The following is a 12,706-nucleotide window of genomic DNA, read 5'->3' as shown; positions in this document are numbered from 1 at the left end:
GATGGGCTACACCTGGGAGCTGCGCGTCACCGCCCTCGACGAGGTCCTCGACGAGCTGCGCCACCCCACGCTGCGACCTGACGCGCTCTCCGAGCTCGACGCGCTGAACCTCGGTGCCGAGGCGATCGGACGCTGGGACGAGCTCGCACGCACCGTCGCCCAGGCGATCGGCTCCGGCGGCGGCGAGCTCACCTGGCCGCTGTCCGGGTACGTGCACGCGGTGCTGCGGCACCGCAGCCGGTGGTACGGCGCGGTGGGGCACTCCTCCTCGGGCGGGGACGACTTCCGCACCGGGTTCCTCGCCGGCACCGCCGCGACCACCCTGGGGCCCGAGCTCGTGGGCGCACTGGCGAACCGTCCGATCGCCGGCCTCTCGACCGACGGCTACCCGATGTTCGGCTGGGCCAGCAACGCCGAGCTCCGGTCGGCCGTCGCCGCAGGTCTGACCGTCCCGGACGACCTCGAGGACGACCCGGCGACGGCCGACGACGTCGAGTCGCTGTGGACGGTCGTGGACGTCATCGAACGCGCCGCCGCGACCGGCCAGGACCTTGTGACGCTGTACGCCTGACCGTCGCACCGTGCGACTCTGCCCACGCCGACGTGACGTTCACCCTGGCCGGGCGCCGGACCGCGCCCGCCGGAGACGAGGAATCCGGCACCGAGGCCGGCGACCACGAGACCGAGCACGTGGTCGATCCCGGGCTCACGAGCGACGTCGCGCACGCCTGGCGCTTTGTCCGGGACGTGACCGCCCGGATCGAGGGGGCTCTGGCTGAGCATGGAGTCCCGGAGCGCCGCGGCAGGTCCGGCTGCCTCGCGACATCTGGACGCTGTCGGCGGATGCCGAGCCCGCACGCTCCGCGCAAGATGTCTGGAATGTTTGACACCTCTCCATGGCGCGTCGTAGCGTGGCGATGTCAACGATTCTTTACATCTCCCGGGGAGCTGCCGTGTCGTACGAAGAGAAGGGGGTGTGGGTCGCACTCGTCGTCAACCTGGCAGTGACCTGCGGTTACATCGCCGTGATGATCGGCGGGGTCGGCGGTGCGGACGGCCCGTGGGTCGTGACGATGCTGTGGGCCATCGGTATCGCGATCGTCGCGACGATCGTCGTGCGCATCGGCGTCGAGATCGTCCGCCCCAGCGACTCCTACCAGTCGGACGACCGTGACAAGGACGTCAACCGCCGCGGTGAGTACGTCGCCGGCCTCGTCCTCGGCATCGCCATGACGGTGCCGCTCGCGCTCACGCTCGCCGAGGCCTCGCACTTCTGGATCGGCAACGCGATGTACGCGGCGTTCGTGCTCTCCGCCGCGGTCGGGGCGACCATCAAGCTCGTCGGCTACCGGCGCGGGGTGTGAGCGTTGGTCAAGCCCACCGCCGTCACCAACTCGCTGCGCGCGCTGCGCGGTGACCTCACCCAGGCCCAGCTCGCGGCTCAGGTCGGCCTGACGCGCCAGACGATCATCGCCATCGAACAGGGCCGGTACTCACCGTCGCTCGAGGTCGCCTTCCGCATCGCGCGGGTGCTCGGCGTCGGCCTCGAGGACGTCTTCCACTACCCAGGTTGAGGAGCGGGCCATGCCCGGAACTGCCACCCAGACGATGTCGGCCGTGGTCTACACCCGGTACGGCCCCCCGGACGTGCTCCACGTCGTCGACGCCCCGCGGCCGCAGCCCCTCGACGGCGAGGTGCTGGTCCGCGTGCGGGCGAGCACGGTGTCGGCAGCGATGAGCGCCGCCCGCCGCGCCGATCCGGCGTTCGCACGGCTCGCGTTCGGGCTGGTACGGCCCAAGCACACGGTGCTCGGAGGCGTGGCGGCAGGCACGCTCGCGTCCGGTGAACGGGTCGTGCTGACCACCGGCACGCGACTGGGCGCGCACGCCGAGTACGTCGTCGCCCCCCGCTCGTCGATCGTGCGGCTGCCCGACGGGGTCTCGTTCGAGCACGCGGCGGCGGTCGCCGAGGGAGGGCTCACGGCGTTGCCCTTCCTGCGCGACCACGGCCGGGTGCGGGCCGGGACCCGGCTGCTGGTGATCGGAGCGGCCGGTGGCGTGGGGTCCGCCGCCGTCCAGCTCGGCAGGCACCTGGGCGCCCGCGTCACCGGCGTGTGCGGGCCGGGGAACGTCGACCTGGTGCGCACGATCGGGGCCGACGACGTGATCGACCGGTCCACCACCGACGCGGCCGCAGCGCGCGGCGCCTACGACGTGGTGTTCGACGCCGCCGGTGTCGCCTCGTTCGGCGCCTACCGCGGCGCGCTCGTCGGCGGCGGCGTCTACATGACGACCGTGCCGTCCCTGTCCGTGCTCGCCCAGATGGCCTGGACCCGGGTCTTCGGGAGTCAGCGGGCGGTCGTCGCGTTCACCGGCCTGCGCCCGACCGCCGACCGCGTCGCGGACCTGGCGACGCTGGTCGGGCTCGTCGACGCGGGCGCCGTCCGGCCGGTCATCGACGCGACGTTCCCCCTGGCTCGCGCCCGCGAGGCGCACGCGCTGACGGACACCGGCCACAAGCGGGGCGAGGTCGTCCTCACAATGCCGTAACCCACCCGGGCGTCGGCCTGGTTCGTTGCGGACGGGCCCGCACCGCGAGCGCCCCGAAGCCGGCCCGCACACCCCGAGGACCTACGGGACCCGCCGAACGTGATCACAGCCGGGTCGGACAGGGCGCGACGGCGCGGCCGGCCCGCGAGGGGACGGCCGCGCCGCGCCGGACGTCACGACGACGCGATGCCCTCCCCACCGATCGTCCCGGGGACCACCACGGAACCCACGCTGGTCAGTGTGCCGTCGACCCCGATGGCGTAGGTGTCCACGGTCCCCTGGGCGCCGGTCTGCACGTCGAGGAACCGGCCGTCGGAGCTGACGGACGCGTCGACCGTGCCCGGGAGGGTCGGGGTGACGCCGGTGGCCGTCAGGGCGCCCGGACCGTCGATCCGGAAGCCCGAGACCGTGGCGCTGCCGGCGTTCGAGGCCCAGACGTCCGCGCCGCTAGCGGCGATCCAGCAGGTCGCGGCCTGGCCGGTCGCCTGCTCGGAGAGCACGGTCAGCGTGCCGTCGGAGCCGAGGGCGAACGTCGCGACCACGTTGGGGGCCTCAGCGACCACGACGTGGCCGAACCCGTCGAGCACCAGGCCGAACGGGACGCGGCCGGGCACCGTGGTCACGGTCGGGGTGGCCGACGGGCCGCCGAACCGGTCGAAGGTGAAGACGTCGATCGCGTTGGTCGCCGCCTTGGTCGTCACCAGCAGGGTGCGGCCGTCGGGGCCGAACGCGACCTGGCCGGGCGTGTGGGTGAACTCGGGAGTCGCCGTCGGGTCGAGGCCCAGGTCGCGGTGCCACGAGCCGACCGGGACCAGGCGGTCGCGGTGGCGGACGTAGCCCTGCACCGAGCCACCGCCGCGGGCGTTGAGCACGTAGACCCGGCCGTCGTGGACGGCAACGCTCACCGGGAAGTCGCCGCCGCTCGGCACGACCTCCCGCAGGCGCAGCTCGGTGCCGGCGACGCGGAACACGCTCAGGGTGTCGGAGCCGGCGTTGACGACGTAGAGGAGGCCGGCCGGGCGGTCGAGGACCACGGAGCCCTGCGAGGCGAGGCGGTCGACGACGGCGCCGGTCAGGGCACCGCCCGTGCCGTCCGTCGCGTAGGAGCCGGCGGCCTGCAGGGTGCCGTCGGGGGCGCGGGTCAGCACGCGGACCTCGTTCCCGGCGGCGTCGTTGGTCGGGACGTACACCACGGACTGGTGGCCTCGCCCGCCGCGCGACGATGTCGAGGCGAATGCCGGGGTGGCGGCGATGACGAGGGCGGTCGCGACAGCGACGACCGCACCGGAGCGGGTGAGACGGTGCATGAGAAGGCCTTTCACTCGTGGAGTGCTCGGACCTTCCATTCGCGTCGGGCGGGACGCGGTTCTTACCTCGCGACCTCGACGAGTTTCGCGGACGTGCCGCGCCGGGCGACGCTCCTCAGGAGTCCGTCGCGTCCGCCGCCTCAGCCACCAGGGCCCTGAGCACCCCCGCGAGGTCCTCCGCGCAGGGGCCACACTGCGACAGGTGCACCGCGACGCCGGGGTACCGCGCCCGGGCGGAGGCGGGGTCGGCGTGCGTGAGCTCGGCGTAGACCTCCAGCACGGCCATGGCCTCGTCGCACCCGACGTCGGCGGGGTCGGTGTGCAGGAAGTGCTCCACCCGCGACCAGTCCGTCATGCCGCACCTCCCTCGGTGAGCATCCCGTGCGCCACCAGTGCGGCCCGCACCTTCCGGCGCGCGTCGAACAGCGCCTTGTACACGGTGTTGCGGCTCACCCCCAGGCCCTGCGCGACGGCCTCGAGCGGCACCCCGTCCACGAGCAGGGCGACGAACACGTGCCGCTGGTGCTCGGTGAGGTCCCGCTCGACGGCCCGGGAGACCGCCCGGACCAGGTCACGCTGCACCGCGTGCTCCTCGGGTCCCAGGCCCATCCGGTCGGGCAGCCGGTCCCAGTCCACGTCCGACGACGTCGGTGCGACCCGCTGCCACTGGTGGCGCCCCACCTTGGCCGACACCTCGAACATCACGAACTTGTAGACCCACGTGGTGAACCGGCTCTCGCCGCGGAACTCCGCGAGCTTCGCCAGCACTGCGAGCATCGCGTCGCCCGCCGCCTGGACGGCCAGGTCGTCGAGCTCGGGACCGGCGACCGCCAGCTGCGCGGACCGCCGGGCCAGCTCCCGCCGGGCGACGCGCGTCATCAGCTCGTGCAGGCGCGCGAGGCAGCCGTCACGGTCGGGCGTCGCCGGCTCCAGGCAGCCGAGCCACCCCGCCGAGACAGGGTCGAGCGCCGTGCGGTCGGCAGGAGCCACCCGGGGATCGTACGTCGGAAGCGCAGGCGTGTGGCGTCGAGCCCGGAACCACGAAACTCCCGGTGAGAAGATCCTGACCGGGAGTCTCGGTACTGCTCAGGCGGTTCCTTCGGGAACCACCCCACTGTGGGTGGTTCCCGAAACTCACTGACGTCGTAGAACGCTCGCGCCCCTCGCGCTCCAGGCACACCTCGTTGCACGATCCAGGCACACCACCCACCTGGGGATGCGCAGCATGGGAGCGCAGGGTCCGAGGGTCACCGCGACCGTCCCCCGGTCGGGGCGGGCCGATGTACGACAGACTCCGCTGCGATGGCGCCGATGGACCGACCCGGTCACCTGGGAGCCGGGCGCGGGACCACCTGCGACTGCCAGGACCTCGAGCGACGAGCCATCGCTTCTCCATAAGGTTGAGCGCATGTCTTTCAACATGACCGTCGCGGTACTCCGTGACACCACCCTCGACGACGTCGGCGTCCACGATCCGGCACCCCTCTCGTTCGAGAGGGCCACGTCCGTGGAGGAGTCGCGGTTGACCGGCGCACAGCTCGGCCCCGACGCCATCCTCATCGATCCGATGTTCGGCATCCAGGTCGCGGAGCTCGCAGCCCGTCTGGGTCGACAGGCATACGCGGTGACCTTCAGTGGCGTCACCGACACGTACGTGGTCCAGGCGATCGGCCCCGTCGAGCGGCTGCTCGTGCACGCAGACCGCGAGGTGATGAACGACGAGGGTGAGCCACTGGCAGAGGAGTCGGCGCTCGTCGGCGTCGATGACCCGGAAGATGCGCACGTGGCCGTTCTCGAGGCCCTGCTGGCGATGCCCTTCGGTGACCTGTGGAAAGTGGAGTTCGTGACTCTGTCCCCGGAGCCGGTCCCCGCGCCGTAGCCGGGCACCCCCCACGACGCACCCGCGACGCGACGACCCCGCTCACCCGCCGCTCACGGAGGACACCTCGACGCGTGCACCGGAGAGGTCCGGGAACACGAACGACCGGAAGAGCTCGGTCTCGGCCGCCGCCGCGCCGCGCATCCGCAGGGCCAGGCTGACGAGGGCGTTGTCGATCATCGACAGACGGTCCCCCTCCTCGAGCCCGCCCTCGGACAGGTCGTCGACGACCCAGGCCATCGCCGAGCGGCCCTCGTACCGCTCCCGCGGCGCGAGGACGAGCTCGGCCGCGCCGATCTCTCCGAGGACGTTGAGCACGTAGCTGACCGGGAAGGCGCGGTTGACCCGGTCGGCCGGCGCGCTCAGGTCGGGGAACGAGTCGGCCATGCGGCACAGCGCCTCGTCCGGCACGAGGTCGAGATGCCCCGTCATCATGGCGAGCTCGATGATGTACGGGTACGCGTTGCCGCGCGGCGCGTAGTTCTCGCCGGGGTCCACGAGGTCCAGAGCCGCCACCACGTCGCGCATGAAGGCGTCGAGGTCGGGGATCTCCTCGTCGAGCCGCCCCAGGTTGTGCAGGGCGATCACGTAGTACTGCGCCATGTGCACGCGTGTGTTCCACGGGATCTCGCCCATCAGCTCCTTGGCCTCCGCGAGGATGTCGAACGGCCGCGTGAGGTACTCCGCCCTCCCGCAGATCGCGATGGCGTTGAGCGTCGTCAACAGCGGGTACGCCTTCAACCACGCGACCGGCATGGGCAGCGGGAGGGTCGGCCACGTGCCGATCTCGTCGGCCCGCGCCAGGTAGCGCAGGAGCTCGTCGAGGTAGTCGCGCTCCCCGTCGACGATGTGCTCCGTGTAGCCGAGCAGGCCGATGACGGACATGAGCATCCCGCCGACCCGCCCACGGAAGTACGGGCTGGGGATGCGCTCGAGCAGGTCCAGCGCCTCGACGACGTAGTTGCGCTCGGTGGTGACCAGGCGGTCGCGCAGACCGAGCTGGCCGACGGCCAGGAAGACCCCGCAGCACGCCGACGCCTTCTCGTAGTCGCCGTGGAGCCCTTGGTTCTCGTCCAGGATCCGGTCCGGCGAGATCTCGGCGAGCATGCCGAGCAGCTCGGCGGCGACGTCCGTGCTGTCGGTGCCCGACGGCATCGTCAGGCCGAGCTTCGCGACGGCGTCCACGAGGACGCACCCGGCCATGACCCGGTAGTACGGGTTCTGCACCGACCGCGCGGAGTCCATCAGCGCCACCAGGGCGCCGTCGACCCAGGAGCGGTCCCGCCCGGGCTGCTCCACGACCCTCAGCGCGACGTCCGCGAGGTCGCGGGAGAACCGCGTGTAGCCGTCCGACGGCGAGACCGTCGCGACGAGGTGGTCGAAGGTCTCGCGGACGTAACCCGCGAGGGTGGGGTCGTGGTCGATCGGGTACTGGCCGAGGCCGATCCCCCGCAGCATCCGGCTCCAGGGGGTCGCGATGATGCGGGACTCGACGGACAGGTCGCTCAGGGCCGAGACGGGCAGCGAGCGCGGGACAGGGTTCATGGGTGCGTGGTCCTTCGGGACGAGGGTTGTCGGTCGGGCGGCTGAGTGCGGTCGTCAGAAGTGCGGTCGTCAGAAGTCCGGTCGTCTGGCTGGTCAGGCCGCCTCCTCATCTGCGGAGGCTGCGTCCACGGCAGGGACCGGGAGCCCGAGGAACTCCGTCCGGGTGCCTTCGAGCATCTCGAGCGCCCAGTTCAGCCACGTGATGCCCTGGGCGTAGATCGCGACCGGTCGCCGCTGCGTCAGGGGCGTGTCCGTCAGCGACCCGTCGGTCTCGGCGAGGAAGTGGAACGGCGGCATCGCGGTGAAGTGGGTGCCCATCGTGAAGACGAAACGGGTGAGCCAGTGCGGGTCGTCACGGTGCTGTGCGGCGTCCGGGTCGTCGAGGCCGTAGACCGCACGCATCACCGGAGCGAAGTGCCCCTCCATGCCCGACGGGCCCAGCAGCGGCTCGCCCCGCTCGAGGACGTCGCGGACGCGGTACGCGCGTTGGTACGGGTTGCCGGGCCGGAACCGGACGTCGATCGTCGGCGTCCCGTCGACCGTGCCCGTCTGGAGGTCGAAGTGCTCGTGGTGCAGCTCGTCGTAGTGACCGACCGAGTTGTGCCACGGCTTGTTGTCGTACATCGGGTCGTCGCGGGTGCCGGCACCGTCGCTGCGGTAGCCGATGGCGCGCGGGTCGAGGAGCGCCAGCCCGATCGACTCGGCCGTGATGGCGCCGAGAGCCGCGTGGACGTCGGCGGGCCGCGCGCCCGACTCGATCGCCCGTTGGGCGGCGTACAACGACTCGACGTGGGCGATCTTGACGTTCTCCGTGTTGGAGTCGCCCATGACCAGCGAGTGGAACGCCGGCTCGAGCACCGCCTGGAACCGCGGGCTGCCGCGGAACGCCGCGAGGAGCGCCGTGATGTTGCGCAGCGGGCGCCCGTTCACCACGATGCGCTCCGAGTCCAGGAGCCAGGGCCCGAACGTCAGCGGTGCGGTCCGGCGGCACAGCTCGAGTCGTTGCTCGATCTTCGTGAAGTACTGCTCCTCGAGCGTCCCGCCTGGCGCCCGCTCGCGCCGGACCGTGTGCACGTCGCGGTGCAGCACCCCGAGGAGCACCTCGTACACGCGGGCGACGACCGCCGGCGGTGGGCTGGTCCGCTCGACCCACCGGCTGATCTCCTCACCCGGCACGTACGACATCTCGTAGATGAGCTCCCGGGCGGGCTCGCGGCGGTCCGCGGCCTGGTGCGCCGGGACCGGCAGCTCGCGGGAGACGATCTTCGACACCCGGGGAAACAGCCGCGTCAGCGACTCGGGCAGCGCCTGGAGGTACTCCGCCTGGCGCTGCGCCTTCGCGAACGGCGGAAGCATGACACCGGTCCCCGACGGGTCCCAGCCGGCCGTGGTGAGCGCCTCGCTGAGCACCTTGCGCACCCGCACCCCGGGGACGTCGTCCCGTTCGACGAACATCGTCATCGACTCGCTGCCGCCCGAGCCGAACCCGACGACGGTCTCACCGGGCTCGGTGTACGCGTTCACGGTGCTGGCGAGCAGCTTGCGCTGCTGGGCGTACCCCAGCACGAGTGCGCGCTCGTGCGACTGGGCCAGAGCCGCACGTTCGTCGGCGGCGTCCAGCGCGCGGTTGAGCCCCCTGCGCCACAGCTCCGCGGGGACCTGCACCGAGATCACCTGCGCCGGGTGCGCGCCCGAGTGCACCCGGAACGGCGGCATCACCGAGCCGAGCGAGATGACGAGGCACGCCGAGTTCAGCCGGACGAGCCGCTCGGGACGGTCGAGCGCGGCGTCGTCGAACACACGCGCAGTCGCCTCCGCCAGCTCGGGCCGGGTGCGCATCGGCACCCCCTCGGGCGACAGCACGGGGATCGCGGCGTCGCCGATCCGGGGCAGGAGCCTCTCCAGCTCGGCGGCCACCCGTTCCGGGTCGGGCTCGTGCTCGAGCGACAGCGCCACGAGCGGCAGGATGCTCGTCGGTGCCGCGGACCCCGCGACGGCGAGCGAGACGAGCCAGCCGGCGCGGTCACCCCCGGCGACGCTGTAGTCGGTCTGGACGACCAGGGCCGGGCGGTGGACCCGCAGCAGCTCGAACAGCGCGAGGCGGTGCGTCACGAACGCGACCGCGGCATAGGTGCTCACGCGCCCGTAGCCGGACGCCCGGAGCTGACGGCCCACGGCGGCGAGGTCGGCGTGCACGCGGTCGGCCCGCGGTTCGGCGCGGACGAGCCCGCACGCAGCCCGGACGATGTCGTCGGGTCGGGCGTCGTGCGGCTTCTCGACGTGGAACACGATCGACTCCGCGTGGCTCGGCCCGTCGAGCGAGACGAGCTCCACGCTGCCGTCGGGGTCCAGCACCTCGAGCTCGGTCACGGTGTGCCCGGGCGTCGTCGCCGCGGCGTCCAGTCGCTTCTTCACCCGGGCGCGCTGGACGAGCCGACCACCGTCGAGGTCGACGTGCTCCCGGTGGGCGAGCGTGTGCTGGAACATCTCGAGGAAGCGATGGAGCCCGGGCAGGTCGTCCCGGGGAGGACGGCTCACGACGTCGGCGGCCGCGTCGCCGAGCAGCCGCCGCGCCCAGGCCGACGTCACCGGTGACGCCGACCCGGCGAACACGCGGCGCAGCAGCTGCAGGTGGTGCGGCGCCATCGGCGTGTGCGGCGACCGGAGCTCCCCGAGCGCGCGGCGGAGTCCGTCCCCGACCTCGATCGCGCCGAGGACGGTGTCGTCGCCCGGTGTCCACGCCACGGCCGGGGAGTCCGACCCGTTCGCTGCGAGCAGCTCCACGGACCGGTTCCCGAACCCGAGCTCGAGGACGAGGTCGGGTTCGTAGTCCTTGATGGTCGCGGCGGTGCCCTCGGAGTCCATGGTCCTGTCGACCATCGCGAGCACGGCGTCACGGATCTCCTCCGCGGAGGTCAGCACCGCCCGCCGGTGGTTCGCGACGACCGGTGTGTGCGGTGCGCGGAACTCGATCCGCTGCGACGCCATCCAGCTCGACAGCGCGTCCCGGACCACGAGCATCCGCTCGGAGTGGGCCAGGAACGTCGTCGGGTCCTTGAGCTCCGTGGCCTCGACGAGGGGGTGCCGGTCGAGCCGCTGCAGGAAGCGCTCGAGGTAGCCGGCGCGGACGTACACGTTCACCTGACGCCACGAGTACCGCTTGTGGACCTCGACGTCCTTCGTGGAGACGGACAGCGCGAGGTCGGTGAGCAGCGCGGAAAGGGACTCCGGCTCGCCGACGAGCCCCACGACGTGCACGGGCTCCTCGACGGGGAACGTCCCCGCGCCGAACGCGGGCAGGTGCGCTCGCAGCTCCTGCAGGAACGGGTCCTCACCGTCGGCCACCTCGGCGTCCGGTGCGGAGGCGAGGAGCATCAACGGCGTGAACGCCTCGGCGACGCGGATGCCGTCGCCCACCGTCAGCGCTCCCGAGGCGACCGCCGCGCTCAGCACCCCGAAGCTCTCGCCCGTGAACGCCGCGAAGGAGTACCTCAGCCCTCGAGCGGCGACGTCGACCGCGAACCTGTCCGCCAGCGCGAGGTTGGCGGCGACCACGCGCGCCCCGATCAGGCCCTGCCTGCGCAGTCGGTCCGCCGGCAGCGGACCGTCGAGCAGCTCCGTCCGCGGCACCGGGTCCCGCAGGGCCGCAGCCGCCTCGTCCAGGAGCGCGAGGGTCTGCGGGTGCGCGCCGGCGACGAGCGCACCCGCCGCCCCTCGGTACGCCGCACGGCTCCCCAGGCCGGGGAAGAACCCGATGACCCGTGCCCCATCGGGGTCGACGTCCTGTGTCGCGAGCACTGGTGCTCCGACCACGGGTACCGACTCGACGACAACGCTGATGGACATGCTCACGCCCTTGATCCACAGAACAGGAGGGAACCGAGGAACCCGACGGGGGGACCCCCGCCGCGACCTCGCCGCCCAGGCTCCGATGTCCCGGGCAACCACGTGAAGAAGTAGCGGGCCGTGCCCGGCAGATACGCGCGTCGTCGGCCCGCCGTCGCCGACGACCGCGGCCGCGGTGCCCGCGCCTACCGGCTCAGGTCGACGACTCCGTGCCGCTGCACCCTCGTTCACCTGGGCCGACGCGATCGGCGCCGCGCCCTGGAGCCGCCCGGCCCGCGAGTCGTCCGATCCGTCCGATTCACCCGACGCCGCCCACACGACCCTCGAGGTCCGCGCGAGTGGGACCGCCCACGCCTGTCCACGCTGCTGCGGAACATCGAGCTACCGGCGGACTGCCCGGCGCTGCGCCTGAGCCGGCGGTGCCTAGGGCTTCGACGCGATCGAGGGGCACATACGCGCCACTTACCGAGGTGTTGACGGCAGACGAAGAGCAGCCCTCAAGCAGCGAACTCCGCGAGGTCCTGAACTACGTCTCCATGGCGGACGCCGCCTTCGCGTGGGTTGATCAAGGTCGGAGGCTTACTACCGGCATGCTGTGCGAACTTCAGTCGATCTTGGTTGCCAGGACCCGCTCGGAAGGCAGGTCATCCGGTCACGTCCGGGACATCCAAGTCGTGGTTGGGCGCCGGGATGGCGCGGCCCCTGACTTGCTTCCCGTCAAGGCGGCACGCTTCGTTCCAGCGCCACCGGGCCTGGATCTTGAGGCGAGGCTTGGAGACCTGCTCACGTGGATGGGCGCCGAAGGCCACGACGAGTTCGATCCGGTCGTGTCCGTAGCGCTTGCGCACTACCAGTTCGAAACGCTGCATCCGTTCAACGACGGCAACGGCCGCCTTGGTCGACTCCTGACCGTCCTTCACTTGCTGAAGCTCGGCGTCCTGTCTGAGCCGACACTCACAGTGTCGCCGTGGTTCGAAGCGCGGAGGTCGGAGTACTACGACCTGCTCCTCGCCGTCAGCACCGACGGTGACTGGGATGCGTTCGTGAGGTTCTTCGCGACGGGCCTGCACGCGTCCGCGACTCAGACTCACCGGAGGATGCTGGACCTGGTCGACGTGCAGCGGCAGCTCAAGGACCGCGTCCGCGACTCGCGGTTGCGCGCCGAGAGCGCTCAAACCCTTGTTGACTACGCCGTCGCCCGTCCGTCGTTCACTGTTCGGATGGTGGAGCGCGACCTTCACCTCTCCTACGCACGGGCGAACGGCCTGATCAACCAACTCATCGCCCTCGACGTCCTCGCACCCGTTGGTGGCAGCGACTACCGGCGTAGGTTCTTCTCTCCCGCGGTGTGGCGAGTGCTTGTGGGAACTGACGCGAACTGACGACCGCTGCGGCGCGGACACAGCTCCGGTACGAGGTCTCCCGATGAGAGTGCCAACGAACGACTCGTTGACGAGAACTTCAGCAAGACAGTGCTCATGATCGAGAAGTTCCCGACGAGAGTGCCGACGAACGACTCGTTGACGAGAACTTCAGCAAGACGACCTCGTCGCCGTTCGGGTCGAACCTGAGCTGACCG

Annotated in this window: 11 protein-coding genes; 6 read left to right on the top strand and 5 right to left on the bottom strand. The window is 71.7% G+C overall.

The genetic code is table 11. The annotated features are described in order from the left end of the window. Nucleotide 1: 1 nt before the first annotated feature. The 4 genes from ACVW07_RS11600 to ACVW07_RS11585 all read left to right on the top strand — a co-directional run bounded on the left by ACVW07_RS11600 (nucleotide 2) and on the right by ACVW07_RS11585 (nucleotide 2,550). Nucleotides 2–571: a hypothetical protein gene (locus tag ACVW07_RS11600; protein WP_456819396.1), complete on the top strand. Its 570-nt coding sequence runs from the start codon at nucleotides 2–4 to the stop codon at nucleotides 569–571. Nucleotides 572–953: 382 nt separating this feature from the next. Continuing rightward, nucleotides 954–1,364: a hypothetical protein gene (locus ACVW07_RS11595; RefSeq protein WP_456819395.1), complete on the top strand. Its 411-nt coding sequence runs from the start codon at nucleotides 954–956 to the stop codon at nucleotides 1,362–1,364. Between the two features lie 3 nt (nucleotides 1,365–1,367). After that, nucleotides 1,368–1,574, top strand: coding sequence for a helix-turn-helix transcriptional regulator (locus ACVW07_RS11590; RefSeq protein WP_456819394.1), 207 nt, complete (start codon nucleotides 1,368–1,370; stop codon nucleotides 1,572–1,574). Between the two features lie 10 nt (nucleotides 1,575–1,584). Then, nucleotides 1,585–2,550: an NAD(P)-dependent alcohol dehydrogenase gene (locus ACVW07_RS11585; RefSeq protein ID WP_456819393.1), complete on the top strand. Its 966-nt coding sequence runs from the start codon at nucleotides 1,585–1,587 to the stop codon at nucleotides 2,548–2,550. Between the two features lie 173 nt (nucleotides 2,551–2,723). Here ACVW07_RS11585 and ACVW07_RS11580 read toward each other — a convergent pair whose 3' ends face one another. The 3 genes from ACVW07_RS11580 to ACVW07_RS11570 all read right to left on the bottom strand — a co-directional run bounded on the left by ACVW07_RS11580 (nucleotide 2,724) and on the right by ACVW07_RS11570 (nucleotide 4,847). Beyond that, nucleotides 2,724–3,857: a lactonase family protein gene (locus ACVW07_RS11580; RefSeq protein WP_456819392.1), complete on the bottom strand. Its 1,134-nt coding sequence runs from the start codon at nucleotides 3,855–3,857 to the stop codon at nucleotides 2,724–2,726. A 115-nt stretch (nucleotides 3,858–3,972) separates the two neighbouring features. Next, entirely contained in the window at nucleotides 3,973–4,212 is a 240-nt protein-coding gene (locus ACVW07_RS11575) for a hypothetical protein (protein ID WP_456819391.1), read from the bottom strand. After that, nucleotides 4,209–4,847, bottom strand: coding sequence for a sigma-70 family RNA polymerase sigma factor (locus ACVW07_RS11570; protein ID WP_456819390.1), 639 nt, complete (start codon nucleotides 4,845–4,847; stop codon nucleotides 4,209–4,211). The genes ACVW07_RS11575 and ACVW07_RS11570 overlap by 4 nt, the downstream gene beginning before the upstream one ends. Nucleotides 4,848–5,265: 418 nt before the next feature. On the opposite strand from ACVW07_RS11570, the gene ACVW07_RS11565 reads away from it, so the two are divergent. Next, nucleotides 5,266–5,736: a hypothetical protein gene (locus ACVW07_RS11565; RefSeq protein WP_456819389.1), complete on the top strand. Its 471-nt coding sequence runs from the start codon at nucleotides 5,266–5,268 to the stop codon at nucleotides 5,734–5,736. 42 nt (nucleotides 5,737–5,778) lie between these two features. Here the strand turns inward: ACVW07_RS11565 and ACVW07_RS11560 are convergent, their stop codons facing one another. Both ACVW07_RS11560 and ACVW07_RS11555 read right to left on the bottom strand, forming a co-directional pair. Then, complete coding sequence (locus tag ACVW07_RS11560; protein ID WP_456819388.1) at nucleotides 5,779–7,281, bottom strand: hypothetical protein; 1,503 nt, start codon at nucleotides 7,279–7,281, stop codon at nucleotides 5,779–5,781. Nucleotides 7,282–7,374: 93 nt separating this feature from the next. Beyond that, nucleotides 7,375–11,127, bottom strand: coding sequence for a hypothetical protein (locus ACVW07_RS11555; protein ID WP_456819387.1), 3,753 nt, complete (start codon nucleotides 11,125–11,127; stop codon nucleotides 7,375–7,377). A 470-nt stretch (nucleotides 11,128–11,597) separates the two neighbouring features. Here ACVW07_RS11555 and ACVW07_RS11550 point away from each other — a divergent pair, with 470 nt between their 5' ends. Next, nucleotides 11,598–12,509 carry a Fic family protein gene (locus tag ACVW07_RS11550; protein WP_456819386.1) on the top strand — a complete coding sequence of 304 codons (912 nt, stop codon included), beginning with the start codon at nucleotides 11,598–11,600 and terminating at the stop codon, nucleotides 12,507–12,509. Nucleotides 12,510–12,706: the final 197 nt, after the last annotated feature.

Source organism: Cellulomonas sp. URHB0016 (assembly GCF_054057935.1).
The sequence above is the reverse complement of the archived record's forward strand: the minus strand, read 5'-3'. Positions and strand labels throughout refer to the sequence as shown.

Bases quoted from the DNA above. Each gene is read 5' to 3' on its own strand.
- ACVW07_RS11600 (WP_456819396.1), top strand. From the start codon at position 2: ATGGGCTACACCTGGGAGCTGCGCGTCACCGCCCTCGACGAGGTCCTC.
- ACVW07_RS11585 (WP_456819393.1), top strand. From the start codon at position 1,585: ATGCCCGGAACTGCCACCCAGACGATGTCGGCCGTGGTCTACACCCGG.
- ACVW07_RS11580 (WP_456819392.1), bottom strand. From the start codon at position 3,857: ATGCACCGTCTCACCCGCTCCGGTGCGGTCGTCGCTGTCGCGACCGCC.
- ACVW07_RS11575 (WP_456819391.1), bottom strand. From the start codon at position 4,212: ATGACGGACTGGTCGCGGGTGGAGCACTTCCTGCACACCGACCCCGCC.
- ACVW07_RS11565 (WP_456819389.1), top strand. From the start codon at position 5,266: ATGTCTTTCAACATGACCGTCGCGGTACTCCGTGACACCACCCTCGAC.
- ACVW07_RS11560 (WP_456819388.1), bottom strand. From the start codon at position 7,281: ATGAACCCTGTCCCGCGCTCGCTGCCCGTCTCGGCCCTGAGCGACCTG.
- ACVW07_RS11555 (WP_456819387.1), bottom strand. From the start codon at position 11,127: ATGTCCATCAGCGTTGTCGTCGAGTCGGTACCCGTGGTCGGAGCACCA.